Origin of the sequence: Phytoactinopolyspora halotolerans (assembly GCF_010550675.1) — a bacterium.
Taxonomy (GTDB): domain Bacteria; phylum Actinomycetota; class Actinomycetes; order Jiangellales; family Jiangellaceae; genus Phytoactinopolyspora; species Phytoactinopolyspora halotolerans.
Window position 1 is genome coordinate 308737 of the sequence record NZ_JAAGOA010000005.1, and the last position, 24590, is coordinate 333326.

Sequence of the window (24590 nt, forward strand, 5' to 3'; positions counted from 1 at the left end):
GACGTAGACGGTGCTGGGCTCGACCGCCGCCGTCACACCTCCTGCGGATGCGTCGCAAGCGCTTCGACGGTCACATCCATCCAGGCGAACTGGGGCAGTGATGCCAGCGCGTCGTGCAACGCCGTCGCGTCCGGGGCTTCCCACAGGCCGACGGCGGCGCGCCGGCCCGGCACCCGCCAGAGTCGCTTGAGCATGCCGGCCTGGCGCAGCTCATCCGCCCGGGCTCGCTCGGCCGAGCGCAACTCCGCGCGCCGCTCCTGGCTCATCTCGTCGGGAAGTCGCGTCTCGAATCGGACCAGGAACTCCACGTCATCCTCCAGTCATCAAGCTGCGGTCGGGTTCAACGCTGAGGCCGGTCAGACACGGCCGGTGGCAGGCGCTCAGGCGGAGAGGATCGCGAGCAGCGCCTCGGCCAGCTCCTTCGGCGCGGTGACCATGGCCTCATGCCCGGTGTGCAGGGTGTGAACCGGCCAGCCGGCGGAGCGCGCACGTTCCGCGTACGGCGCGAAGACCTGCATCCAGTCCACGCAGTCCACGTACGCCGCCGGAACGTCGTCCACGGCACCCGACAGCCGCAGCGGCTGCGTGTAGGTGAGCCACGGGTGCGGTGTGAGCCGCGGCGTCAGCCAGGCCAGGTCGGCGTCGTCGGTCACGCCGAGCACGGACAGCGACCGCGGCGGGATCAGCCAGCCGAACCCCGGACCGGCCACCGACTCCCGATAGTGGTCGGCGACCTGCTCCGGGAGCAGATCGATGGCGGCCTGACCGTCCTCGCCGATGAAGGCGTCCAGGTAGACACGGCGCGCGACGAGGTCGGGCCGCGCGTCGGCGACGGCCGTCACCACCTGCCCGGCATAGCTGTGCCCCACCAGGGTGACCGGTCCGCACCCCTCGGCGTCGATCAGGCGGACGACGTCGGTCACGTGGGTATCCAGGCCGACGCTGGGCGAGAGCAGGTGCGCGCGGTCGGACAGGCCGGTCAGGGTCGGGGTGTAGACACGATGCCCGGCCGCCTCCAGCAGCGGACGCAGCCGGCCCCAACACCAGCCGCCGTGCCAGGCGCCGTGAACCAGCACAACGGCGCTCATACCGCACCACGCGCCGTGCGGGCCCGCGTTCGATGTGTCATACGGACCGACGGTAGAGGGCGGCCGGTCGCCGCGGATGGGTCCGCTGACCCGGAACGGGACGGACGTCCGCCCAGGCCGGCTACGTCATTCGTCGTACTTCCGCTGAGCGGAATGCCGGGAGCGCCGTTCGGCCCGAGCGGCTTACGTTGGCTCGAAGACGCTCAACGGGTACCGGACCGCCCGACGAGGAGGACGCCGGCAATGGGGCATGCGCTCACAGTGGAGCCGGATGACCGGCTGGCCGGGGTGGACGCGGCCATGGTGCTCGACCAGGCACCCGAGGGTGTCGCGGTCATCGACGGCGAACGCCGCTTCGTGTTCGTCAATCCGGCGGCCGCTCGGCTCTGCGGCGTCGAGCGGGCACAGCTGCTCGGCAGCGAGTCCCCGTTCCCCGCCCCGGACGGCCGCGGCGATCCGCCACCGGGGCACGGCGAGCCGGTCGACACCGGCGAACAGCTGGCCGTCTGGTTCCCGCATCCGGGGACCTACCGGGAGTTCGCGTACCGTCTGCGCCCGCTGGCCGACTCCGGCGACGCGGTGGTCCTGTTCCGGGATGTGACCGTCGCACGCCGGCACCAGCGCCGGCTCTCCGCGATCGCCTCGGTCGCCTCTCAGGTCGCCGACCAGCGCTCCCTGCGGAGCACGCTCGATGCGCTGGCCGGCGAGGTGTTCGAGGCGGACACACTCGCCGCCGTGCAGGTCCTCACCGTCGACCCGACCGGCGAGCGGTTCCAGGTGCTCGGCACGGCCGGATTCGACAGCCCGCCGAACTTCTTCGACCTGCTGCTGGAGTGCCGCGACGCCGGCGCCGAGCTCGCGATCATGAAGGCGTTCACCACCCGCCGGCCCGTGGTGATGCCGCATCGCTACGACGTCATCATGACCGATCCAGCCTGGGCGCCGCTGCGGGAGCACCTGCGCTATCCGGAGTGGGACTGGTTCGCCAGCGTGCCGTTGATCGCCGGAGGCAAAGCGGTGGGCGTGCTCAACGCCTACTTCGAGCCTGGCCGCGAGGTCGGGCAGAACACGGTGGACTTCCTGCTCGCCATGGCTGCGCAGGCGGCGCAGGCCGCGGATTACGCGGCCCTGGTGGAGCGGGAACGGGCGGTCGCGATCCAGCAGGAGCGGCAGCGTCTGGCACGCGACCTGCACGACTCCGCGGTCCAGCAGGTCTTCTCCATGGGCATGCAGGTGGAGACGCTGTCGACGCTGGCCGGGCGGGAGGGTGGCGTCGAGCATTCCTTCGTGCACCAGGTCGCCCGGGAACTCGCCCAGACCACCCAGGTGGTGCTGAAGGATCTGCGCGCCATGGTGACCGACCTGCACCCGGCCCCGGCGACCGACGACGGCCTGCCGGCCGCGATCGGCTCGCTGGTCGAGAGCACGCGTTCCCGATGCGAGCTGGACATCCAGGTCGCCGTCGAGGATCCGGAGCGGGAGCTGCGCGGGCTCAAGGGCGAACGCTGCGAGGACGCCTATCGAGTGATCGCGGAGGCGCTCTACAACAGCATCAAGCACTCTGAGGGTTCGCAGGTGCGGATCGCCTTGACGGCTCGACGTCGCGGGGGCCGACGCTGGCTCCGCGCGACCGTGACCGACGACGGGCGCGGCCTGGCGCACACGGAGCTAACGCCGGAATCGTCAGAAGGAGGATTCGGTATGACGGCGATGCGGGAACGCGCCCGGCGCTGGGGCGGCAACCTCACGGCCCGATCGGCACCCGGCGAGGGAACCGTCGTGCGCCTGGTGTTACCGCTACCGGAGAACGTCCCGACGGGTGCCGTTCCCGTCCGCGAGCAAGGAGGCACCGAATGAGAGGGCCGACGGTGAGCGCATCGGATACCGAGACCATCGGGGTCTTCGTGGTGGACGATCACGCGGTGGTCCGCCGCGGGGTCACCGCCTACCTCGAGATCCTCGACGATGTCACAGTGGTCGGAGAGGCAGGAAACGGCCGGGAAGCGCTGGAACGGCTGGACTCGCTGACGGTGCTGGGGCTGCCGATGCCGCGGGTGGTCTTGATGGATCTGATGATGCCGGAGATGGACGGCGTGGCGGCGACCGCGGAGATCCTTCGGCGATATCCCACCATGCGTGTGGTCGTCCTGACCGGGTTCGGCGAGGTCGAACGGGTCAATGTGGCGCTGGAGAACGGTGCGGCCGGCTATCTGCTCAAAGACGCGGGCCCGGCGGAGGTGGTCGAGGCCATCCACGCCGCCGCCCGGGACGAGGTCTTCTTGGACGCAGCTGTGGCCCGGCAGCTGGCGCAGCAGATGCGCAAGCCGAACACGGGCGTCGGCGGCCTGACCAACCGGGAGCGGGACGTGCTGGTGCTGATCGCTCAGGGCAAGTCGAACCGGGAGATCGCTGACCAGCTGGTGATCAGCGAACGGACCGCCCGCACGCACGTCAGCAACCTGCTGGGCAAGCTGGGGTTGCGCTCGCGGACTCAGGCGGTGCTGCTGGCGATCCGCGAAGGACTCGTCAACCCGGCGAGCTGAAAGCGCGCAGTCCCGTGATCCGGCGAAGGTCCGGCACGTGCCGGTCCCACCGTCACCACGCCTCCACGCGGCCCGCCCTCTCTGCACCAAGCCTCCACATGGTCCCCTCAGCAACACCGAGCTTCCACGCAACGCCGCTTTTCTCGGCAGCACGTCTCCACGGGATCTCTACGTCGAATGTCTCGGCCGGGACGCGTCGTCCGTCCCGTGGCGAATCAACGTCGCGGTGATCCGGCGCAGCTCCGCGCTCCGTAACGTCGACCACGTTCCCGGCAGTCCGCCTGCCCAACCTGTGCGGAGGAAGGAATGTGCCGATGCCTGATCTGAGCAGCGAGTCCCGGCCGTCCCGTTCGGTCGTCGCGATCACCGCCCATTCCGGCGACTTCGTCTGGCGCGCCGGAGGCGCCCTGGCCCTCTCGGCGGCGCGAGGAGACACCGTCCAGGTGATCTGCCTCAGCTTCGGAGAACGCGGCGAGGCGCAGGGACTGTGGAAGCGCGAGGGAATGGACATGGCGACGGTCAAACGGATCCGCCGCGAAGAGGCCGAGGCGGCCGCCGCCGCGCTGGAGGTCCAGGTCGACTTCTACGATCTCGGGGACTACCCGCTGGTCGTCTCCGCCGAGGACAACGAGCGGATCGTCGCCGCGCTGCGGGCCGTACAGCCGGACGTGCTGCTGACGCACGTGCCGAACGACCCCTACAACCGTGACCACAACACCGCACACGAGACCGCGCTGCTGACCCGGATGATCGCCCAGGCGATGGGGCACGACCGCGGCACCACGCCGATCGGTGCCACCCAGGTGCTCATGTTCGAGCCGCACCAGCCCGAGGTCTGCGGGTTCACCCCGAACCTGTTGCTCGACATCACCCCGGTCTTCGACCGCAAGCAGAAGGCGATGGAGGTCATGTCCGCACAGAGCCACCTGATCGAGTACTACACCGAGCTGGGCCGGCGACGCGGCCAGCAGGCCCGGCGGAACGGGGCCGGCTCCGCCGTGCTGCACGCCGAGGCTTATCAGCGGATGTTCCCCGTGGTCGGAAGCGAGTTGATATGAGCGGCGACGCGACGAGCGAGCGGAGTGGTCGGCGTAGCGAGGAACGAGCGCAGCCGCCCGAGCAGGGAGCGAGGAGCGGAGCGCGACCAGACGAATTGAGCGGCGACGCGACGAGCGGAGCGCGACCAGACGACATGAGCGGATTCAGCAGAGGTCACGTCGTCGTCCGCAGCCGGCGGCGGCCGGATCCGGACGCGGTCGCCTCGCTGGCCGAGGCGGGTGTCGCCACCGCGCACGAGGCCATGGGCCGACGCGGCCTGGTCTCCCCCGACCTGCGCCCCATCTATCCGGGCGCCCGCATCGCCGGGCGGGCGGTGACCGTGCTCAGCCACCCCGCGGACAACCTGATGATCCACGCCGCGGTGGAGCAGTGCGAGCCGGGCGACATCCTTGCGGTCGCGACGACCTCGCTCTCGCACGACGGGATGTTCGGTGAACTGCTCGCCACCTCGCTGATGGCACGGGGCGTCGCCGGCCTCGTGATCGACGCCGGGGTCCGCGACGTCGCCGATCTGACCACGATGGGTTTTCCGGTCTGGTCGCGCGCGATCAACGCTCAAGGCACGGTCAAGTCGACCCCCGGTTCGGTGAACGTCCCGATCGTGCTGGGCGGGGCCTACCTGGAGCCGGGGGACGCGATCGTCGCCGACGACGATGGGGTCCTGGTCGTCCACCGCGAGGACGTCGTGGCGGTGGCCGAGCGCTCGGCCGCCCGGCTCGCCGCCGAGGAGGAGAAGCGCGAACAGTTCCGCAACGGCGTGCTCGGGCTCGACATCTACGGGCTGCGCAGCACGCTCGAGCACCTCGGTGTCCGGTACGTCGACGACCCGGACGTGGACGGCTGACCTACGTCAAGCGTCGTAGGCCGGCCGCGACGGCGCGGCCGGCATGAGCCGTCACTTTGCGCGATCCGCCGGCTGATCCCACGGCGTAACGTCCAGGACACACAGGGCCACCAGCAGCGATCTTCGAGGAGACCCCATGACCGCGCCCAGTCTGCAAGAGATCATCGACGGCGTTCAGACCGACATTCCGGACTACCTGCGCAACCTGCCCGCGGGACCGAACCCCTACCCCGGAGTGCAGGCCGAGTACACCAACTGGCGCGACGAGCAGCTGGCCTGGCAGAACACCTGCGTGCTCTTCAACCAGTCGTTCCACATGGCCGAGCTGCTGGTCGAAGGGCCGGACGCACTGAAGCTGCTCTCCTACCTCGGCTTCAACAGCTTCGCGAACTTCACGGTCGACCGGGCCAAGCAGTTCGTGCCCTGCACCCCGGAGGGCTACGTCATCGGCGACGTGATCCTGTTCTATCTGGCGGAGAACACATTCAACCTGGTGGGCCGCATCCCGGCGTTGAACTGGGTCCGGTTCCACGCCGAGACCGGTGGATACGACGTCTCCACCTCCCTCGACGAGCGGTCCGCGGCGCGGCCCGACCCGTTCAACCGCAGGCACTACCGCTACCAGATCCAGGGCCCGAACGCGCTCGCCCTGATGGAGAAGGTGACCGGCGCGCCGGCGCCGGAGCTGAAGTTCTTCCACATGACCCGGGTATCGATCGCCGGCAAGGAGGTGCGTGCGCTGCGGCACGGCATGGCCGGCCAGCCGGGCTACGAGCTCTTCGGTCCGTGGGTCGACGGCGACGCCGTGCACGAGGCCCTGGTCGCCGCGGGCGCCGAGTTCGGTCTGCGGCTGGTCGGGGGCCGGTGCTACTCGTCCAACGCGCTCGAGTCGGGCTGGATCCCGTCGCCGCTTCCCGCCATCTACACCGGTGAGTCGCTCAAGGCCTACCGGCAGTGGCTGCCCGCCAACGGTTACGAGGCGAACGCCTCCATCGGCGGCAGCTTCGTGTCTCAGCGGATCGAGGACTACTACCTGACGCCGTGGGACCTCGGCTACGGCGGCTTCGTCAAGTTCGACCACGACTTCATCGGCCGCGAAGCGCTGGAGGCGATGGCGGACGGACCGCACCGCAAGAAGGTCACGCTGGCGATCCACCCGAGCGACTTCCAGGACGCGGTCGGCACCCAGCTTCAGCGCGGCGAGTCGGCCAAGTGGTTCGAGTTCCCGTCCGCCGTCTACGCGATGCACCCCTACGATCTCGTGCAGGTCAACGGCAAGCCGACCGGCATCTCCACCTGGATCGGGTACAGCTTCAACGAGCGCACCATCCTGGCCTTGGCGATGGTCGACGCGGAGCACGCGGTCCCCGGCGCACAGGTGTCGCTGCTCTGGGGCGAGCCCGACGGCGGCACGCGCAAGCTGACCGTGGAGCCGCATACCCAGGTCGAACTCGGCGCGACGGTGAGCCCGGTGCCTTACGCCGAGGTCGCCCGGAAGGTCTACGCCGACGGCGGCTGGCGTACCGCCGCCGGCTGAGCGTCCGCCGACGCGGGCCGGAAGAGGAGGAGGCAACGATGACACAGACTCGTGAACCCGCCGGTTCCGGGCACGAGCCGGCTCGGGACGACGACACCATCCCGGACACACCGCTGCTCGACCGGAAACGGCAGCTGCGCGGCTACCGGATCAACAAGATGGCGATGGGCCTGGGTGACCCGGCGAACCGGGAAGCGTTCAAGGCCGACGAGGCCGCCTACCTGGATCGGTTCGGGCTCAACGCGGAGGAGAAGGACGCCGTGATGCGCCGCGACTGGCGCGAGATGATCCGGCTCGGCGGCAACCTGTTCTTCATCCTCAAGATCTCCGCCGTCGATCCCATCCGGATCACCGAGATCGGCGCGCACCAGGTCGGCATGGATCATGAGACGTTCCTGCGGGAACGCCTCGGGAAGAAGGTGTGAGGCGATGGCAACGCTCATCGGCGGTCTGGGAACGTCGCACGTTCCCTCGATCGCAGCCGCGATGGACAAGGGCCTTCGAGACACGCCCGAATGGCAGCCGTTCTTCGACGGGTATCTCCCGGCGCAGGAGTGGATCCGGTACCATCGGCCGGACGTCGCGGTGGTGATCTTCAACGACCATTACAACGCGATGTTCCTGGACCGGGTGCCCACCTTCGGTGTGGGTTGCGCCGACGAATATCACCCGGTGGATGAGGGCTGGGGGCCACGGCAGGTTCCTCCGTTCCGCGGCGCCGCGGACTTCTCCTGGCACCTCATCGACACCCTGGTGGAGAACCACTTCGATCCGGAGATCATCCAGGAGATCAAGGTGGACCACGGCCTCCAGGTACCGATGGAGCTGTTCTGGGGCCGCCCGGAGAACGAATGGCCGGTCACCGTGGTACCGATCTTCGTCAACGTCCTGCAGTACCCGATCCCGCTGCCGAGCCGCCTCTACAACCTGGGCAAGGTCCTGCGCAGGGCGATCGAGAGTTACGACAGCGACCAGCGGTTCGTCGTCATCGGCACCGGCGGCCTTTCCCATCAGCTGCAGGGTGCCCGGGCGGGGTTTCTGAATCCCGACGCGGATCAGCAGTTCCTGCGGGACATCGCCGATCGGCCGGACGAACTGGCCGGCTGGAGCCGGGAGAAGTACGTGCAGACATTCGGCTCCGAGGGCGGTGAACTGATCATGTGGCTGGTGATGCGCGGGGCGCTCAACCAGCAGGTGACCGTCCGCCACCGGCACTATTTCGCACCCGCATCGATGACCGGCGCCGGCATGATCCTGCTGGAAGAGGACTGAGAACCAGGCATCGAACCTGGCCCCGGTGCCCGGATGCGACGACGCTCCGGGCATCGGGGTCCGACCAGTGAACGTGGCCGGCGAGCCTGAAGCAGAGAGCGGCCCGCCTGCTCACCGACTACCCGAGGTGGGCGGCGAGCTCTTCTTCGATGGCCGCGCGGGGCTGGGCACCGGTGATGGTGTGCACCACCGCACCGCCGCGGAAGATCTTCAGCACCGGCAGCGAGGTGACCCGGTAACGCGCCGCGAGTTGCGGAGCACTGTCGACATTGACCTTCACGACGTCTAGTCGGTCGTGGAGGCTGTCCGCCAGCTGGTCCAGCACGGGCCCGAGCGCGCGGCACGGTCCGCACCACTCCGCCCAGAAGTCGACCAGCACCGGTCTCTCATTGCGCAGCACCTCGTCGTCGAACGTGTTCGCATCGACGGCACGTGTCGGCATGGGTCCTCCTCAGGTGTACTGTCCGGGCCGGATCGACGACGCTTCGCCGTCCGGAGCGGGGGACGCCAGCGCGGCGAGATACGCCTCGGCGTCCAGAGCGGCGGCGGCACCCGAGCCGGCCGCGGTGATGGCCTGACGGTAGTGCGGGTCGACCACGTCGCCGGCGGCGAACACGCCGTCGACCGAGGTCCGCGACGAGCGGCCGTCCACCGCGATGGTGCCGTCCGTGGTGAGCTTCAGCTTCCCGTGCACCAGGTGGGTGCGCGGATCGTGGCCGATGGCGACGAACAGTCCGTCCAGGTCGAGGTCGCGCTGCTCCCCCGTCACGGTGTCGCGCAACCGCACCCCGGTGACCGCGTCGTCGCCGTGGACCGCGGTCACCTGCGAGTTCCACACGAAGGTGATCTTCGGGTTCTGGAACGCCCGCTGCTGCATGATGTGCGACGCGCGGAGCCGCTCCCGGCGGTGCACGACGTAGACCCGCTCGGCGAACCGGGTGAGGAACATCGCCTCCTCCATCGCCGAGTCGCCACCGCCGACCACCGCGATCGTCTTGTCCCGGAAGAAGAAGCCGTCACAGGTGGCGCACCAGGACAGGCCGTGCCCGGACAGCCGCTCCTCTTCGGCGAGCCCCAGCTTCCGGTACGCCGAACCGGTCGCGACGATCACCGTCGCACACTCGTGCACGGTGCCGTCGCTGAGCTGCACCCGCTTGACACCTGTGTCGAGGTCGAGTTCGGTGACGTCGTCGTGGACGATCTCGGTGCCGAACCGCTCGGCCTGTGCCTGGAACCTCGCCATCAGGTCCGGCCCGAGGATGCCGTCCGGAAAACCCGGGTAGTTCTCCACCTCGGTGGTGTTCATCAGCTCCCCGCCGGCCTGGACCGAACTCGCCGCCAGGAGCGGTTGCAGGCCGGCGCGGGACGCGTAGATCGCCGCGGTGAACGCGGCCGGTCCGGAACCGACGATGACCATGGTGCGCACGGATCGCTCCTTGTCTCGAGACCGGCGCCCAGGGTGGACGCCGGTGCTGGATGCGATACCTGACTATCGCTGAGCGCGGCGCTCGAGGAAGCTTCCCTTCCGTTGGACGGGAAACCGTTCGGGCCGTCTGTGGCGACGCAGCGGATCTGGTCTTCCAGCGAGCGAAAGCCCCTCTCGTCCGCGCCCGGTCTCCGTGTTGTGCTGACCGACGACGCAATAGTCGGCCCGCGCCGCAGACGAGGAGACGAGTGATGACCCAGAACGTCGACGACAGCGCCGCGGTGGATGCCGCGTTGCAGCAGTTCCGCGACATGCTGGCCAATGACGGCTACCTGCTCACCTGGTCGAAGAGCGGGGAGGATCAGGTGGTCGTGCAGGTCGAGGCCGGGCCGGACGCCTGTGCCGACTGCCTGGTCCCGCAGCCGGTGATGGAGGCGATCATGTCCGAGGCGCTGGAGGCCACCCCGTACCGGCTCGACCATGTCGTGTTGCCGGCCGGCGAGCACTGAGCCGGTCGGTTCCGCGGCCGCCGGCGCCGACGCGCTTCCGTGACGCGGAAGCGCACACGCCCGCGGCCGCCGCCGTGTCCCATAGTTGGTGCTCGGCACACAGGGAGGTGGATCATGGTGGTCGGACATGAGCCCGGCGGGGACGGCCGCGTGAGCGAGGCATCCGCGGTCGACGGACTCGATCCGGTAGCGTCCGCCCTGGTCACCGAGTATCTCTATGACCAGGGCTGGTCGGACGGCCTGCCGTTGGTACCGGCCACCGAGGAGTCGGTGAAGACCTTCCTGGCGCATACCGACCGCGACCCCGACGAGATCGTCGCCCGGCTGCCGCAGCTGGGCCGGACGGCGACCGTCCGCGACGTGGCCACCCACGCGGTCATGGCCGGATGCCGGCCGGAGTACCTTCCACTCGTCCTCACCGCCTGGGACGCCCTGTCCGCCGAGCCGTCCGTGCTGGGCGGCGGCTGGCAGAGCACCAGCGGTCCGGCGCCGTTGGTCATCGTCAACGGTCCCATCCGGTCCGGCCTGGGGATCAACAGCCGCGGAGGGGTGCTCGGACCCGGCTTCCGGCCGAACGCCACCGTGCCACGCGCCCTCGGGCTGACCGTCCGCAACAGCTTCGGCATCGTGCCGCACAAGCTCGAGCAGGCCACTCAGGGCATCCCCGGCAGGTGGACGATATGCATCGGCGAGGACGAGGAGAACAGCCCGTGGGAGCCGCTGTCCGTGGACGGCGGTCTGCGGCCCGGCGCGGACGCGGTGTCGGCGATGCTGGTGCGCACCTGTGAGTTCGTCGACAACCGGCACTTCGCCGATCCGATCGAGGTCCTGCGCGACTTCGCCGACACGATCCAGCGGGCCGGGCCATGGATCTTCCGGCATTCCTCGGTGGCGATCGTGCTGAACCCCGAGCATGCCCAGCTCTTCGCCGATGCCGGCCTGGACAAGCAGGACGTGCGGGAGTGGATCGCCACCCACGCCGGCAAGACCGAGGCAGAACTGGCCGCCGTCGGAAAAGGCCTGAGCCACCTTGCCGAAGGCCCGTTCGAGCCGGACCATTTCCACCCGGTCCTGGCCGACGCGAGCCCGGCCAGCCTGCCGATCGTCGTCGCCGGCTCCCGCAATGCCGCGATGTCGATGGTCGTCCGCATCTTCTCGACCTGGTCCGGGCGGTCCTTCCCGCTGCGGTGAACTCCGCCCCAACCCCATGATCATGAACAGTAACCGTGCCATGTGCACGGTTACTGTTCATGATCATCAGCGCTGTGGGAGACGCCGTTCCGCGTCACGGAAGCGCGGCGGCGAGACGCCGCCCACCCCGCGCATAGTGGAGCGGACACACATGCGGAGGGAAACCATGAGCGGTGGAATCATCGACCCGACCAAGAGCCGGAGCACCGTCACGGCCGCAGGTACCGACGCGTCGCGGCCGGAGCAGCTGCGTGACCTACGCGTCGGCCTGTTGGAGAACGGCAAGCGCAACGCTGCCCAGGTGCTGGACGCTGTGGGCCACGTGCTCGCCGAGCGGCACGGCACCGGACCCCTGGTCCCACTGATCAAGAAACAGTTCGCGATGCCGTTGCCCGACGACCTCGTCGACGAGCTCCTGGCCGGGTGCGATGTCGTCGTCATCGGCGTCGGCGATTGCGGTTCGTGCAGCGCCTCGGCCGTGGCGGACGGGATCCGGCTGGAGCAGGCCGGCCTGCCCGCCGCCGTCATCTGCACCGATGCCTTCGAGACCACCTCGCAGGCGATGGCCGAGCTCAAGGGCGACCAGGCATACCCGTTCATCCTGACCGAGCATCCCATCGCGAACCTCACCGGGGAGCAGATCGCCCAGCGCGCAGGCGGACTCGCCGAACGTGTCGCCGAACGGCTGCTCGTCGGCCGTCCCGCCAGCGAGGCGGCGTGAGCAGCCCGGTCACGTCCGAGCTCGAGCCGGCCACCGCCGGCCACGTCAGCGAGTACCTCTTCGAGCGGGGGTGGTCGGACGGCCTCCCGCTGGTGCCGGCGACCGAGGAGTCCGTGCAGGCGTTTCTCGTGCACACCAGCCGCGATGAAGACGAGATCGTCGCCCGGCTACCCCAGCTCGATCGCGAAGCCACGGTCCGGGACCTCGCCGTCCACGCCGTCATGGCCGGTTGCCGACCCGAGTACTTCCCGGTGGTGCTCGCCGCCTGGGACGCGCTCTCGGCCGAGCGCTCAGCGCTCGGGGGCGGCTGGCAGTCGACGTCCGGCCCGGCGCCGTTCGTCATCGTCAACGGCCCGATCCGCGCGGAACTGGGGATCAACTCGACCGGCGGCGTGCTCGGACCGGGCTTCCGGCCGAACGCCACCATCCCACGTGCCATCGGCCTGACCGTGCGCAACAGCTTCCGGGTGATCCCGCACGCGCTGGAGCAGGCCACGCAAGGGTTGCCCGGCCGGTGGACGATGCTCATCGGGGAGGACGAGGAGCACAGCCCGTGGGAGCCGCTGTCGGTCGACGGTGGGCTGCCGGCCGGCGCGGACAGCGTCACCGCGACGCTCGTCCGAACCTGCGAGTTCGTCGACAACCGGCACTTCTCCGACCCGGAAGAGGTGCTGCGGGACTTCGCCGACACCCTCTCCCGATCCGGCTCGTGGATCTTCCGGCACTCCTCCGCCGCGATCGTCCTCAACCCCGACCACGCGCGGGTTTTCGCCGAGGCCGGAATGGACAAGCAGGACGTGCGCGAGTGGATCGTCGGCCACGCAAGCAAGACCGAGGCCGAGCTCGCGGCGGTCGGCAAGGGCCTGAGCGGACAACTGCCGGACGGTCCGTTCGCCCCCGATCACGTCCACCCCGTCTTCGCGGACGCGCGCCCGGCGAACCTGCCCATCATCGTCGCCGGCTCGCGCAACGCCGCGATGTCGATGGTGGTCAGGATCTTCTCCACCTGGTCGGGGCGATCCTTCCCGATCCGGTGACCCACCCCGACATCCGTAGTATCGACCGCACCGTCCGGCGACGACGCCGAGGAGGAGACCCCATGACGCTCAACGAGACATGGCCGCAGTCCATCGAGGATCCCCTCGCCACCGCCGACCCGCCGTGGCTGAAGGGGAAGGTCGCGGTGGTGGCGGGCGGTGGGCTGAGCGGCCCGCTCGGCAATGTCGGTTTCGCCATCGCCTGGTTGTACGCCCGCAGTGGCGCCCGCGTCGCCGTGCTCGACCGGGATCGGACGGCCGGCGAGCGGACGGTCGGCGCCATCCGGGACGAGGGCGGCGAAGCGGAGACCTTCGACGTCGACGTCACCGACGACGCGTCCGTGGCCGACGCCGTATCCCGGGTGCTCGACCAATTCGGACAGATCGACGTCGTCGCCACCTCGATCGGCGGCGGGGGCGCCACGTCGATCTTCGACGCGAGCCCCGAGGACTGGTACAAGGCGATCGATGTCAACTGCACCTCCGCCTGGTTGCTCATGCGGCACGTGCAGGAGCACATGGGCCGAGGCGGCTCCATCGTCACGATCTCGTCCGGCGCCGCCGAGGGGCGCGGGCCCGGCATGCCGTACAGCATCGCCAAGACCGCCCTGGAGAAGCTCACCACCGGTGCGGCCAGCACGCTCGCCCCGCGCGGCATCCGGGTCAACTGCGTGCGCGTCGGCATGATCTGGGGCGCGTTCGCCGCTCGAGGAATGGACGAGGAGATGCGCGAGCTGCGGCGGAAGAACGTCGCCCTCCAGGCGGAGGGCAACCCGTGGGACATCGCCTCCGCCGCGTTCTTCCTCTCCACCGACCAGGCCCGTTGGATCTCCGGCCAGGTCCTCGCTGTCGACGGCGGCGGATTCGCGATGCGGAACACCGGCGCCGCCGGCTCGCCGCGCCCCGGCTCCACCTCACGAGAGACGTCCTGACCTGCCGATTCCGTCGTCCGGATCGACCTGCCCGACGGGTATTCCGCAGGGTGAAAACACCTCTCGGGAACCGCGCCGCGCCCGAGTACCGTGTCCAGACACGGTAGCGGCGTCACCGGCGGCGTCGCTGTGAGGTTCGAGGTGAGCATCTCCGATGCCAGAACGGACAGACGCGGACCAGGCTGACACCGCTGCGCGGCACGGAGACGCGCCTGTCTCGGCCGACCTGTCCGGCGGCAAGCGTACGGCGGCCGGGCGGGTATTGGCACTGCTCGACGCCTTCACCCGCGGTGGTGGCGCGCTCACCCTCTCGGAGATCAGCCGGTACGCGGAGCTGTCCCTGACCACCACTCACCGGCTCGCCAAGGAAGTGCTTCAGTGGGGAGGCCTGGAGCTCGACGACGACGGCCGCTACCGGCTCAGCAGCAAGATCCTCGCCCTGGCCTCCGCCTCGACGCAGGCGCTGCGGCTGCGAGAGGCGGCGCTACCGCACCTGGTGGAGTTGCACCGCCGGACCGGCATGACCGTCAACCTGTCCGTCCGCGACGGCATGGACGTCATGTACCTCGAGGCGCTGCGGGCGCACCCGAACTACACCGGCGAGAACCGGATCGGCGGCCGCCTGCGGATGCATGTCACGGCCACCGGACTGGTCCTGCTCGCTTTCTCGGACGAGGCCACCCTGCGGGCGTATCTCCGCGAACCGCTGAAGCGATACACCCAGCACACCATCACCGACGAATCGGTCCTGCGGGACCGCCTGCGGACGGTGCGAACCAACGGCTACGCCATCGCCTCGAAATGCGTGGCCATGCACGCCGGATCCGTTGCGGCGCCGGTGATGGGCGCCGACGGCACGGTGGAGACCGCCGTCGGCATGGTCTACTCCACGGACCGGCATGACCCGCGATGCCTGGTCGAACAGGTCCGCCTCACCGCCAACCGGATCTCTCGTTGCCTGCGCACGACGGACGGGACGCTCGATCCGCGGACCATCGACTTCAACCGCCGCCACGCCGGCCTGCTGTAGAACGACGTGGTCCCGAGCCGGACATCACCGAGGCGGAAGCAGCCGAATCTATCGACGGAACCTCAGCCATAGCTGCGACGATGTCGATGGTTTCATCCCGGATACTCACGTCACGCCGGGATGCTCTCCCCCGCCTCCGCGAAACCAGCCGGACATGCAGACGTTCCGCGCCACGGAAGTCTCCGTTGAGGAGGGCGTGGAATCTCCCGAGGATGACTGGACGAATAGCTCGTCCATGACGACGCAGGAGGCGACCCTCGGGCGCGACATCGAGGCGGCAAGGCGTGTTCTGAGAATTCGAAGGAGAGCTCTCAATGACGGATGTGCTCGAATGAGACCGGCCCTGATCCATTACGGCAGGCTGCTGGCGTCCTCGGCGCTCCTGCTGCTCGTCGTCATCACCGTTCTGTTCCTGCTCCTGGAGATCGCGCCGGGTGATCCACTGCAGGCGATGCTGGGCGACGCCCCCGCCTCGGAGGAATTCCGCGACCAGATGGTGGCGACGTTCGGCCTGGACCAGCCGATGTGGCAGCGTTACCTGACCTACGTCGGCAACGTGCTCACCGGGGACCTGGGCGAGTCGATCGTCAGCCGCAGATCGGTGACCGAACTCATCATGATCCGGGCGCCGTACACGCTGATCATCGCGGTCATCGCGCTGATCATCTCCACCATCGTCTGCCTGGTGCTGGGGGCGATCGCGGCGCGTACCCGGAGGCCGTGGCTCGACGGGCTCATCTCCGGCGGCTCGCTCACCTTCTTCTCCATCCCGAACTTCTGGCTCGGGCTGATGCTCATCTGGCTGTTCGCCGTCGTCCTCGATTGGCTCCCCGCGTCCGGCGCGAACGCACACGGCGAGCCCGGTATCGCCTGGCAGTACATGATCCTTCCGATCGTCGCCACCGCCACCAGCCAGCTCGCCCTCAAGACCCGGGTCATGCGGTCGTCCACCATCGAGGCGCTCGGGCAGGACTACATCGACACCGCTCGGTCCAAAGGGCTCTCCAGCGATCGCGTGCTGTACCGGCACGGCCTGCCGAACGCCCTGCTACCCATGATCACGATCGTCGGGCTGAGCGTCGGCAACCTGCTGGCCGGCTCCACCCTGATCGAACGAGTCTTCGGGTGGCCGGGCATGGGGCTGCTCATGGTCGACGCGATCAATGAGAAGGACAATATGGTCGTCCTCGGGGTCACCATCGTGATGACCGTCATGATCCTCATCGCCAACATCCTGACCGACATCGTCTACGGGCTCGTCGACCCGAGGCTCCGTGCACGGTTCACCCGATCGGGAAGGAGCGCGGCATGACCCTGGACAGCAGCGAGAAGCTCGGGGCGGCCAGAACGCCGGACGGAGACGGCACCGGGCCGGGCGGCGCCGCGGACGCCGCAGCACCGCCACCCGCGCCGCGGCGAGAGACGGCCGCGGGCATCTTCTTCCGCAAACCGCTCGCCGTCTTCTTCCTGGCCGTACTGGCGGGGATGGTGCTCATCGCCTTGCTCGGTCCGGTCTTCGGCGGCGACCCGGTGGCCACCGGCAACCCGAGTATGCAACCGCCGAGCTCGGAGCATCTGCTCGGCACCGACCACCTGGGGCGGGATTACCTGGCGCGGGTGCTCCACGGCGGCCGGACGTCGCTCTTCGTCGGCTTCTCCGTGGCCGCCCTCTGCATGACGCTGGGGGTGGTGATCGGCAGTCTCGCCGGGTTCTACGGCGGCATCATCGACATCGTTCTCGTCAAGATCATCGAGTTCTTCCAGGCGATCCCCGGCCTGGTTCTCGCGCTCGTCGCCGCCGCCATCCTCGGCGCCAACGTCATGGTCATCATCGCGATTCTGGCGCTGACGATGTGGACCGGCGTGGCGAGGATCATGCGGGCCGAGGCGGCGCGGATCGCCCAACTCGGCTACGTCGAGTCGTCTCGCTCCGCCGGCTTCCCACGATGGCGGATCCTCGCCTCGGACGTCCTGCCGAACGCGATGCCGCCGGTGATCGTGACGACCACCATGACCGTGGGCACCGCGATCCTCGTCGAGTCCGGGCTGGCCTATCTCGGTATCGGCGACGCCAACCGCCCGACCTGGGGTTCGCTGCTCAATGACGCGCAGCCTTACCTGAACTCCGCATGGTGGCTGGCGCTCTTCCCGGGCTTGTGCATCTTCCTCGTTGTGCTCTCCGTCAACCTGCTCGGCGACGCCCTCAACGACGCGCTGAACCCGACGATCGGGAGGGTCAAGTGACCACGACCGGCACGCCGCTGTTACAGGTCGAGAACCTCCGGGTGCACCTCCCGACCGGGTCTCGCACGGAGGTGGAGGCCGTCTCGTCGGTGTCGCTCGCGGTCCGCCGGGGCGAGCGGGTCGGCATCGTGGGCGAGTCCGGCTCCGGGAAGACCGTCACCGGCCGCGCCATCGCGGGGCTGCTGCCGACGTCGCCCAGGGTGCGCGTGCAGGGATCCATCAGGTTCGACGGACGAGAGATGGTCGGCGCACCGCCGAAGGCATGGGACCAGGTCCGCTCGCGCACCGTCGGCATGGTCTTCCAGGACCCGTTGACCTACCTCAACCCGGTCATGAAGATCGGCAGGCAGGTGCACGAGGCGATCCCCCCGGGCCGGCAGCGATCCGGCGAGAACGGCGATGTCCTGCATTTCCTCTCCCTCGCCGGGCTGGAGAACGTCCGGGAGCTCGCGCAACGCTTCCCGCACGAGCTCTCCGGCGGCATGCGCCAGCGGGTGCTGATCGCCATCGCGATCGCGAAGATGCCGGACCTGCTGGTCGCCGACGAACCGACCACCGCACTCGACGCGACGGTACAGCAACGCGTCCTGACCACCCTGGATGAGACGGTCGCCGAGCTCGACACCTCGCTCATCCTCATCTCCCACGACATCGCCGTCGTCGCCGGCATGACCGACCGGATCTATGTCATGTACGCCGGCCACGTGGTCGAGTCCGGCCGCACCCGCGAGGTGCTGGAGAAGCCGGAGCATCCGTATACGCAGGCGCTGTTGCGCAGCGTGCGCAGCCTGACCGAGGACGGCGTCGAGCTGTATTCCATCCCGGAGTCGCTCCGCGCCTCCTGGGCGCGGAAGGAGGAGGCCCGTGCTTCTTGAGGCGAGCAACGCATCGAAGACGTTCCGTGCCCGGCGCGGCGGCACCTCCGTCGACGCCGTCGTGAACGCGAACCTGCAGGCCCGGCCCGGTGATTTCGTGGCCATCGTCGGCGAGAGCGGCAGCGGCAAGAGCACGCTCGCCCGGATGTTGCTGGGTCTCATCCCGGCCACCTCGGGGAGCGTCGCACTGGACGGCACCGATCTCGCCTCGATGAGCAAGACACAGCGGATCCGGTATCGGCGCACCGTTCAGGCGGTCCTGCAGGATCCCGCCGGCTCGCTGAATCCCCGCAAGACGGTGGGGCGCATCGTCGGCGAGGTGGTACGCCTGCACAACATCGCGCGGGGCCGGGACGCCGTCGTGGACACGGTGGCCGAGACGCTGGAACTGGTCGGAATGGTGCCGGCCGCCTCCTTCCTCGGCCGGTTCCCGCATGAACTCAGCGGCGGACAGCGGCAACGCGTCCTCATCGCCCGCGCGATCGTGCTGGGCCCGCGGATCATCGTCGCCGACGAGGCGGTCTCCGCCCTCGATGCCTCCGTCAAGGCCGGTGTCCTGCAATTGATGGACGATCTCCGGCGACGGCTCGGTGTCGGTTACGTGTTCATCACCCACGACCTTCCCGTGGTGAAGAAGGTCGCCGAGTACGTCTACGTGATGAAGTCCGGCGAGATCGTCGAAGAAGGGACCAAGGACCAGATCTTCACCGCGCCCGAGCATCCCTACACCACGACGCTGCTGTCAGCGGCGCCTACCCTCGCGGCCTCGTACGGGCCGCCGGAGTGAATCGAGAAGGTCTCAGCACCGTCCCGGACCAGCGACGAGAGAGGCAGTTCCATGCGCCACAGACGACGGATCCAGAAGTTCGCCCTGGTCGCGACCACAGCAGCGGCCATGGCCGCGTGCTCGTTCTCAGATCCCGACACCTCCGCCGGTGCCGGCCCGGACGCGGGCGGCGGAGACGGCGAACACACGTTCGTCGCGGCCACCGGCACCGTGCCGCACCTCAACCCGCAGATCATCGTCTCCCCATCGGTGAACGCGGCCGCCGGCAACATGCTGGAGACCCTGGTCCGGATGAACGACTCCTACGAGCTGGTTCCGTGGCTGGCCCGGGAATGGGAGGTCAGCGACGACGGGCGCACCGTGACCCTGCTGCTCCAGGAGGGTGTGACCTGGCACGACGGTGAGCCGTTCACCTCTGCGGACGTGAAGTTCAACTTCGAGGAGGTCATGGAGTATCAGTCGTACGGCGGCGACCTCACCGAGAGCATCGACTCCGTCGACACCCCGGACGACCACACCGTCGTCGTCCATCTCAGCCAGCCGTACGGGCCGTTCATGGAGGTCTTGACCCAGCAGTACCTGCTGCCCGAGCACCTCTACGAGGGCACCGACATCCTGGACAACCCGGCGAACATGGAGCCGGTGGGCACGGGCGCGTTCGTCTTCGAGTCGTTCGCGGAGGGCCAGGAGATCACGATGACCGCCAACCCCGACTACTGGCGCGGCGACGTCGACGTGGACCGGCTGGTCTACGTGACCATGAAGGACACCAACGCGACCGCCCTCGCGCTGCTCGCCGGGGAGGTCTACCTCGGCGGCGCCGGGCAGGGGATGCTCGACCAGATCGAGGCCGACGAGAACCTCGACGTCACCCAGAACGGGCAGCTCGGGCGGCAGTTCATCGTCACGATGAACAGCGAGGTGGAGGAACTGTCCGACCCGGCGGTACGCCGGCTCGTCTACTCGGCGATCGATCGGGCGCAGGTGGCCGAGATCGCCCTTCCCGGGATCGCGACCGAGCCGATCAGCATGTATCCCGAGGAACTGGGCTGGATCGAGCCCGAGGTCGACTACCGGGATGAGTTCCGCTATGACCCGGACGCCATCGGGGCCGCGCTCGACGACGCCGGGTATCCGCGGGGCGAAGACGGCTTCCGGTTCACCATCCGGCTGCACTTCATGAGCACCACCGCCGAGTCCAGGGCGGTGGCCGAGGTGATGAAGTCGTCCATGGCCGAGGTCGGCATCAACCTCGATCTTCATGGCCAGGACGTCAACGTCTTCACCGAGAACGTCTATCAGAAGCGCGACTTCGACCTCGCCATCGTCGAGGCCACGCTGGGCGTCGACCCCAGCCTCGGCATCACCCGGTGGTACGAGTGCAACCCGGAGAAGGCGGACGCCCAGAATCCCTCCGGGATCTGTGACGAGGAGATCCAGCAGGCCGCCGACGATGCGCTGCGGGCAGCCGATCAAGACGACCGGGCCGAACACTTCCGGACGATCCAGGATCGGGCCGCGGAGTTGATGATCTCCGCTCCCATCGTGTTCCACACCGCTCAGACGGTGTACAACTCGGCGCTGTGGGACGGGCTCGGCAGCCCCGACCACCTGGTCGGGACGGACTGGACCAACGTCACTCCGATCGACTGACGGGCGCGGCCGCCCTCGGTCGGTTCCGGATCAGAACAGCGACAGCTCGGCCAGAAGTGAGGAGAAACACCACATGACGGACAAGGTCTTCGACTCTCCCGCGGCGGCGGTCGCGGACATCCCGGATGGCGCCTCGGTGGCGATCGCCGGGTTCGGCATCTCGCACCGGTTTCCCTCCAGTCTGATCGTCGCCCTGCGGGATCACCGGGCGAAGGATCTGACCGTCTACTGCAACGGCCTGGGCTCGCAGGGTGCACCGACGGCGCAGTTGCTGGCCGAGAACGAACAGATTTCCCGGCTGGTGGCGAGCTTCTCCTCGCGGCCGGGGAAACCCACGATCGCCGAGGAGCAGATCCTGGCGGGGACGATCGAGTTCGAGGTGGTCCCGCAGGGCATCCTGGTCGAGCGGATGCGCGCCGGCGGTGCGGGCATCCCGGCCTTCTACACATCCGTGGGGGTCGGAACCGCCGTGGCCGAGGGCAAGGACGTGCGGTACTTCGACGGTGAGCCGTACATCATGGAGCGCGGTATCACCACCGACTACGCCATCCTGCGGGGCTATCGCGCGGACCGCTACGGCAACGTCCAGTTCCGCGGCGGCAGCCGGAATTTCAACGACAGCTTCGCCAAGGCCGCGAGGACGGCGATCATCGAGGTGGAGGAGATCGTCGACGTCGGCGAACTGGAGCCAGAGCAGATCGATCTGCCCGGAATCTTCATCTCCCGCGTGGTCGAGACCACCACCCGGGTGGACGTCTCGGAACTGCCGCAGCGTCCCGCACGCCCGGCCGACTCGCGCCGGGAGTACGACGGCAAGCCGGCGCTCTCCCGGGAGGAGATCGGCCGCCGGGCCGCGGCCCTGCTCGACGACGGCGCCGTGATCAACCTGGGTGCCGGGCTGCCGAACGGCGTGGTCAACTACCTGGACGGCCGGGGTGTGGTGCTGCATGCCGAGAACGGCATCCTCAACTACGGAGGGTTCGTCGAGCTCAGCGAGGCAGACCCGGATTTCCACGACGCCGGTGGCAACTTCATCGGCCTGCTGCCCGGTGTGAGCTTCTTCGACTCGGTGACCTCGTTCGAGATCGCCCGTGGCAAGCGTCTCGACGCCGTGATCCTCGGCGCCTACCAGGTCGGCGCCGACGGCGACCTGGCGAACTGGGCTCATCCGGGCCGGCCCGGTGGGGGCATCGGCGGGGCCATGGACCTCGCGGTCGGCGCCCGGTCGGTGATCGTGACGATGGAGCACGTGGACTCCCGAGGCAGGCCCAAGCTGGTCCAGCGGTGCGACTATCCGATCACCGCCGCCGGCTGCACGGACGTCGTCGTCACGGACCTGGCGTTGCTGCGCCGCGGCGACGACGGCTTCATCCTGGAAGAGATCGCCGCCGGATTCACCGTGGACGAGGTCCTGGCTCGTACGGGGATGACGGTCCAGACGGTCGAGAACCCGCGAGTCATGCAGGAGCAGTGGTGACATGGTGACATTGAACGACGACGTCGTCGCGATCGACGTGCACACGCACGTTCTGACCTCGGCGTACAAGGCCGCTGGGACGGAGGCGAGCGCACACGACGAGGCCATGGCCAAGTACTTCAAGACGGACATGCCCCGGCCGACCGTGCACGACCTCGCCGCCTACTACCGCGACCAGAAGATGATGTGCGTGGCCTTCACCGTGGACTCGAGCTGGGCGACCGGTGAGCTGCCCGAGGTCGGCAACGATGAGCTGTGCGACCTCGCGGCCGAGCATCCGGACGTGATCATCCCGTTCGGGTCGGTGGATCCGCACAGTGGCCGCCGGGGCGCGCGGGAGGTGCGCCGGCTCGCCGAGCGCGGGGTGTTCGGCTTCAAGTTCCACCCCAGCACCCAGGCCTTCTACGCCAACGACCGGGACGTCTACCCGATCTACGAGGCGATCGAGGAGACGGGGACGATCGCACTGTTCCACAGCGGGCACACCGGTGCCGGAGCCGGCCGGCCCGGCGGCGGGGGCATCCGGTTGAAGTACGCGAACCCGATGTATGCCGACGACGTCGCCGTGGACTTCCCCGAGCTGCGGATCATTCTGGCGCATCCGTCCTTTCCGTGGCAGGACGAGGCGCTCTCGGTAGCCTTGCACAAGCCGCACGTGCACATCGATCTATCCGGCTGGTCGCCGAAGTACTTCCCGCCGAACCTGGTCCAGTACGCCCGTACGCTGCTGAAACACAAGGTGCTCTTCGGGACCGACTACCCCGTCCTCACCCCCGAACGCTGGATTCGAGATTTCGACAAGCTGGGGTTCGACGAGGACACCACGGCGTTGATCATGCGGGAGAACGCCGCCGCTCTTCTCGGCCTCTGAGGAGACACCGAGATCTCTACATCACGGCGGAAGGTTGTTGTTGCCATGGCAGCTACAACCTTCCGCCGTAACTTTGGTCTCCCACTGTGCGCGATCTTCAGCGGGGAGTGACCGGCGTCACGCCACTCTTCCGTGGCGCGGAAAGACCGTTGAGCCCCTGGTGGCCCGTGGCGAATATTGGCATCAAGTGCCAGCAACGGAGCTGCTGCCTCTCCCGCACCGCTGGAGCCGACACAGAGGTACCGCTCCGAGTCCCTGGCCAGCGCTGCGGCAGGAGGAGACAGATGAGCACCACTGCGAGCACCGCCGGACCGTCCCCGACGGAGAAGGCACGCACGGACACAGCACTCACGAGCCTCACCACCAAGGCCGTCGTCTGCCGGGAACCGGGCAAGCCCTGGGAGACGACCGAACTCGAGCTCGACCCGCCCAAGGCCAACGAGGTCCGGATCAAGTTCTACGCCGCAGGGCTCTGCCATTCCGACGACCACATCCAGAAGGGCGACGCGCCCATGCGGATGCCCGTGGTCGGCGGTCACGAGGGCGCCGGTGTCGTCGACGCGGTCGGGCCCGGAGTGACCCGGGTGGAGACCGGCGACCACGTGGTCGCGTCGTTCATCCCGGTGTGTGGCCGGTGCCGCTACTGCTCGTCCGGTCGGCAGAACCTCTGCGACGACGGCAAGAACGCCGGTATCGGCGTCCTGCAGGACGGCACCTTCCGCTTCCACGCCGACGGTGAGGACTACGGCGGCCTGTGCGTGCTCGGCACCTTCACTCAGTACTCGGTGGTCTCCGAATCCTCCGTGATCAAGATCGGCAAGGACATCCCCTTCGAGGTCGCCTGCCTGGTCGGCTGCGGAGTGCCCACCGGATGGGGCTCGGCCGTCCGGGCCGCCGGTGTCCGCCCCGGGCAGACCGTGGTGATCTACGGCGCCGGCGGGGTCGGAGCCAACGCGGTGCAGGGCGCGGCGATGGCCGGCGCCGAGCGCGTCGTCGTCGTAGACCCGGTCGAGTTCAAGCGCGAGATGGCGCCGGTGTTCGGTGCGACGCACACCTTCGCGACCGCGGCGGAGGCCTTCGAGTTCGTCCGCGGCGCCACCTGGGGCGAGCTGGCCGACCACGCCATCATCACCGTCGGCATCCTGAGCGACGAGGTCATCCACGACGCTCTCAGCATCGTCGGCAAGACCGGCCAGGTCACCGTCACCGCCGTCGGCCCCGGCAAGATCAAGGAGCACCCGGGCGTCTTCATCGGTTTTCAGCGCCGCATCCAGGGCCACGTCTACGGCGCCTGCAACCCGCTCACCGACGTGCCTCGGCTGCTGAGCATGTACCGGTCCGGGAAGCTCAAGCTCGACGAGCTCGTCACCCGCACGTACACCCTCGACCAGGTCAACGAGGGATATCAGGACATGCTCGACGGCAAGAACATCCGCGGCGTCGTCCTCATCGATCACGAGTAAACCCCGAGCGACCAGCGACGAAGGACACAGC

At 68.7% G+C, this 24590-nt stretch carries 25 protein-coding genes; 21 read left to right on the forward strand and 4 right to left on the reverse strand.

What is annotated here, in order from left to right; all coding sequences use genetic code 11:
* Positions 1 to 32 precede the first annotated feature (32 nt).
* Both G1H10_RS09675 and G1H10_RS09680 read right to left on the reverse strand, forming a co-directional pair.
* On the reverse strand, positions 33 to 308 hold the full coding sequence (locus tag G1H10_RS09675) for a muconolactone Delta-isomerase (RefSeq protein WP_163736113.1): 276 nt from the start codon (positions 306 to 308) through the stop codon (positions 33 to 35).
* A gap of 72 nt (positions 309 to 380) precedes the next feature.
* Positions 381 to 1088, reverse strand: a complete 708-nt coding sequence (locus tag G1H10_RS09680; protein WP_163736116.1) for an alpha/beta fold hydrolase — start codon at positions 1086 to 1088, stop codon at positions 381 to 383.
* Positions 1089 to 1331: 243 nt separating this feature from the next.
* Between G1H10_RS09680 and G1H10_RS33890 the strand changes: the two genes are divergently transcribed.
* From G1H10_RS33890 to G1H10_RS09715, 7 genes are all read left to right on the forward strand, one after another.
* On the forward strand, positions 1332 to 2945 hold the full coding sequence (locus G1H10_RS33890) for a sensor histidine kinase (RefSeq protein ID WP_163736118.1): 1614 nt from the start codon (positions 1332 to 1334) through the stop codon (positions 2943 to 2945).
* Positions 2942 to 3631: a response regulator gene (locus tag G1H10_RS09690; protein ID WP_163736122.1), complete on the forward strand. Its 690-nt coding sequence runs from the start codon at positions 2942 to 2944 to the stop codon at positions 3629 to 3631. The genes G1H10_RS33890 and G1H10_RS09690 overlap by 4 nt, the downstream gene beginning before the upstream one ends.
* A 314-nt stretch (positions 3632 to 3945) precedes the next feature.
* Positions 3946 to 4689: a PIG-L deacetylase family protein gene (locus tag G1H10_RS09695; RefSeq protein ID WP_174264195.1), complete on the forward strand. Its 744-nt coding sequence runs from the start codon at positions 3946 to 3948 to the stop codon at positions 4687 to 4689.
* A gap of 134 nt (positions 4690 to 4823) precedes the next feature.
* Positions 4824 to 5534, forward strand: coding sequence for a 4-carboxy-4-hydroxy-2-oxoadipate aldolase/oxaloacetate decarboxylase (locus G1H10_RS09700; protein WP_163736125.1), 711 nt, complete (start codon positions 4824 to 4826; stop codon positions 5532 to 5534).
* 136 nt (positions 5535 to 5670) lie between these two features.
* Complete coding sequence (desA, locus tag G1H10_RS09705) at positions 5671 to 7071, forward strand: syringate O-demethylase (protein WP_163736128.1); 1401 nt, start codon at positions 5671 to 5673, stop codon at positions 7069 to 7071.
* A 38-nt stretch (positions 7072 to 7109) separates the two neighbouring features.
* Positions 7110 to 7496: an extradiol ring-cleavage dioxygenase gene (locus tag G1H10_RS09710; protein WP_163736131.1), complete on the forward strand. Its 387-nt coding sequence runs from the start codon at positions 7110 to 7112 to the stop codon at positions 7494 to 7496.
* A 4-nt stretch (positions 7497 to 7500) separates the two neighbouring features.
* Positions 7501 to 8343 (forward strand): class III extradiol dioxygenase family protein, encoded by an 843-nt coding sequence (locus tag G1H10_RS09715; RefSeq protein WP_163736133.1) that lies wholly within the window; start codon positions 7501 to 7503, stop codon positions 8341 to 8343.
* A gap of 118 nt (positions 8344 to 8461) precedes the next feature.
* Here G1H10_RS09715 and trxA read toward each other — a convergent pair whose 3' ends face one another.
* Both trxA and trxB read right to left on the reverse strand, forming a co-directional pair.
* On the reverse strand, positions 8462 to 8785 hold the full coding sequence (gene trxA, locus G1H10_RS09720; protein WP_163736137.1) for a thioredoxin: 324 nt from the start codon (positions 8783 to 8785) through the stop codon (positions 8462 to 8464).
* A 9-nt stretch (positions 8786 to 8794) separates the two neighbouring features.
* A complete protein-coding gene (trxB, locus tag G1H10_RS09725; protein ID WP_174264239.1) occupies positions 8795 to 9760 on the reverse strand; it encodes a thioredoxin-disulfide reductase in 966 nt (321 codons plus the stop codon).
* Positions 9761 to 10020: 260 nt separating this feature from the next.
* On the opposite strand from trxB, the gene G1H10_RS09730 reads away from it, so the two are divergent.
* The 14 genes from G1H10_RS09730 to G1H10_RS09795 all read left to right on the forward strand — a co-directional run bounded on the left by G1H10_RS09730 (position 10021) and on the right by G1H10_RS09795 (position 24559).
* The gene (locus G1H10_RS09730; protein ID WP_163736142.1) at positions 10021 to 10278 is read left to right on the forward strand and encodes a hypothetical protein; all 258 of its coding nucleotides are present in this window, start codon (positions 10021 to 10023) and stop codon (positions 10276 to 10278) included.
* Positions 10279 to 10392: 114 nt separating this feature from the next.
* Entirely contained in the window at positions 10393 to 11469 is a 1077-nt protein-coding gene (locus tag G1H10_RS09735; RefSeq protein ID WP_216853080.1) for a hypothetical protein, read from the forward strand.
* Between the two features lie 166 nt (positions 11470 to 11635).
* A complete protein-coding gene (locus G1H10_RS09740) occupies positions 11636 to 12190 on the forward strand; it encodes a UGSC family (seleno)protein (RefSeq protein WP_163736144.1) in 555 nt (184 codons plus the stop codon).
* On the forward strand, positions 12187 to 13227 hold the full coding sequence (locus tag G1H10_RS09745; protein ID WP_163736147.1) for a hypothetical protein: 1041 nt from the start codon (positions 12187 to 12189) through the stop codon (positions 13225 to 13227). The genes G1H10_RS09740 and G1H10_RS09745 overlap by 4 nt, the downstream gene beginning before the upstream one ends.
* A gap of 62 nt (positions 13228 to 13289) precedes the next feature.
* On the forward strand, positions 13290 to 14159 hold the full coding sequence (locus G1H10_RS09750; RefSeq protein ID WP_216853081.1) for an SDR family NAD(P)-dependent oxidoreductase: 870 nt from the start codon (positions 13290 to 13292) through the stop codon (positions 14157 to 14159).
* 154 nt (positions 14160 to 14313) lie between these two features.
* A complete protein-coding gene (locus tag G1H10_RS09755; protein ID WP_163736150.1) occupies positions 14314 to 15189 on the forward strand; it encodes an IclR family transcriptional regulator in 876 nt (291 codons plus the stop codon).
* Positions 15190 to 15520: 331 nt separating this feature from the next.
* Positions 15521 to 16501 carry an ABC transporter permease gene (locus G1H10_RS09760; RefSeq protein WP_163736153.1) on the forward strand — a complete coding sequence of 327 codons (981 nt, stop codon included), beginning with the start codon at positions 15521 to 15523 and terminating at the stop codon, positions 16499 to 16501.
* Entirely contained in the window at positions 16498 to 17433 is a 936-nt protein-coding gene (locus G1H10_RS09765) for an ABC transporter permease (RefSeq protein ID WP_163736157.1), read from the forward strand. The genes G1H10_RS09760 and G1H10_RS09765 overlap by 4 nt, the downstream gene beginning before the upstream one ends.
* On the forward strand, positions 17430 to 18308 hold the full coding sequence (locus G1H10_RS09770) for an ABC transporter ATP-binding protein (RefSeq protein ID WP_163736160.1): 879 nt from the start codon (positions 17430 to 17432) through the stop codon (positions 18306 to 18308). The genes G1H10_RS09765 and G1H10_RS09770 overlap by 4 nt, the downstream gene beginning before the upstream one ends.
* Positions 18298 to 19095, forward strand: a complete 798-nt coding sequence (locus tag G1H10_RS09775) for an ABC transporter ATP-binding protein (RefSeq protein ID WP_163736163.1) — start codon at positions 18298 to 18300, stop codon at positions 19093 to 19095. Before G1H10_RS09770 ends, G1H10_RS09775 begins: the two co-directional genes overlap by 11 nt.
* A gap of 51 nt (positions 19096 to 19146) precedes the next feature.
* Positions 19147 to 20748 (forward strand): ABC transporter substrate-binding protein, encoded by a 1602-nt coding sequence (locus G1H10_RS09780; RefSeq protein WP_163736166.1) that lies wholly within the window; start codon positions 19147 to 19149, stop codon positions 20746 to 20748.
* Positions 20749 to 20821: 73 nt separating this feature from the next.
* Positions 20822 to 22225: a 3-oxoacid CoA-transferase gene (locus G1H10_RS09785; RefSeq protein WP_163736169.1), complete on the forward strand. Its 1404-nt coding sequence runs from the start codon at positions 20822 to 20824 to the stop codon at positions 22223 to 22225.
* 1 nt (position 22226) lies between these two features.
* Complete coding sequence (locus tag G1H10_RS09790) at positions 22227 to 23096, forward strand: amidohydrolase family protein (RefSeq protein WP_174264196.1); 870 nt, start codon at positions 22227 to 22229, stop codon at positions 23094 to 23096.
* A 284-nt stretch (positions 23097 to 23380) separates the two neighbouring features.
* Positions 23381 to 24559 (forward strand): NDMA-dependent alcohol dehydrogenase, encoded by a 1179-nt coding sequence (locus tag G1H10_RS09795; RefSeq protein ID WP_163736173.1) that lies wholly within the window; start codon positions 23381 to 23383, stop codon positions 24557 to 24559.
* Positions 24560 to 24590 lie beyond the last annotated feature (31 nt).

Bases quoted from the DNA above. Each gene is read 5' to 3' on its own strand.
- G1H10_RS09680 (WP_163736116.1), bottom strand. From the start codon at position 1,088: ATGAGCGCCGTTGTGCTGGTTCACGGCGCCTGGCACGGCGGCTGGTGT.
- G1H10_RS09690 (WP_163736122.1), top strand. From the start codon at position 2,942: ATGAGAGGGCCGACGGTGAGCGCATCGGATACCGAGACCATCGGGGTC.
- G1H10_RS09730 (WP_163736142.1), top strand. From the start codon at position 10,021: ATGACCCAGAACGTCGACGACAGCGCCGCGGTGGATGCCGCGTTGCAG.
- G1H10_RS33890 (WP_163736118.1), top strand. From the start codon at position 1,332: ATGGGGCATGCGCTCACAGTGGAGCCGGATGACCGGCTGGCCGGGGTG.
- G1H10_RS09765 (WP_163736157.1), top strand. From the start codon at position 16,498: ATGACCCTGGACAGCAGCGAGAAGCTCGGGGCGGCCAGAACGCCGGAC.
- trxA (WP_163736137.1), bottom strand. From the start codon at position 8,785: ATGCCGACACGTGCCGTCGATGCGAACACGTTCGACGACGAGGTGCTG.
- G1H10_RS09780 (WP_163736166.1), top strand. From the start codon at position 19,147: ATGCGCCACAGACGACGGATCCAGAAGTTCGCCCTGGTCGCGACCACA.
- G1H10_RS09795 (WP_163736173.1), top strand. From the start codon at position 23,381: ATGAGCACCACTGCGAGCACCGCCGGACCGTCCCCGACGGAGAAGGCA.
- G1H10_RS09715 (WP_163736133.1), top strand. From the start codon at position 7,501: ATGGCAACGCTCATCGGCGGTCTGGGAACGTCGCACGTTCCCTCGATC.
- G1H10_RS09710 (WP_163736131.1), top strand. From the start codon at position 7,110: ATGACACAGACTCGTGAACCCGCCGGTTCCGGGCACGAGCCGGCTCGG.
- desA (WP_163736128.1), top strand. From the start codon at position 5,671: ATGACCGCGCCCAGTCTGCAAGAGATCATCGACGGCGTTCAGACCGAC.
- G1H10_RS09750 (WP_216853081.1), top strand. From the start codon at position 13,290: ATGACGCTCAACGAGACATGGCCGCAGTCCATCGAGGATCCCCTCGCC.
- G1H10_RS09695 (WP_174264195.1), top strand. From the start codon at position 3,946: ATGCCTGATCTGAGCAGCGAGTCCCGGCCGTCCCGTTCGGTCGTCGCG.
- G1H10_RS09740 (WP_163736144.1), top strand. From the start codon at position 11,636: ATGAGCGGTGGAATCATCGACCCGACCAAGAGCCGGAGCACCGTCACG.
- G1H10_RS09700 (WP_163736125.1), top strand. From the start codon at position 4,824: ATGAGCGGATTCAGCAGAGGTCACGTCGTCGTCCGCAGCCGGCGGCGG.
- G1H10_RS09760 (WP_163736153.1), top strand. From the start codon at position 15,521: ATGAGACCGGCCCTGATCCATTACGGCAGGCTGCTGGCGTCCTCGGCG.
- G1H10_RS09790 (WP_174264196.1), top strand. From the start codon at position 22,227: ATGGTGACATTGAACGACGACGTCGTCGCGATCGACGTGCACACGCAC.
- trxB (WP_174264239.1), bottom strand. From the start codon at position 9,760: ATGGTCATCGTCGGTTCCGGACCGGCCGCGTTCACCGCGGCGATCTAC.
- G1H10_RS09735 (WP_216853080.1), top strand. From the start codon at position 10,393: ATGGTGGTCGGACATGAGCCCGGCGGGGACGGCCGCGTGAGCGAGGCA.
- G1H10_RS09785 (WP_163736169.1), top strand. From the start codon at position 20,822: ATGACGGACAAGGTCTTCGACTCTCCCGCGGCGGCGGTCGCGGACATC.
- G1H10_RS09755 (WP_163736150.1), top strand. From the start codon at position 14,314: ATGCCAGAACGGACAGACGCGGACCAGGCTGACACCGCTGCGCGGCAC.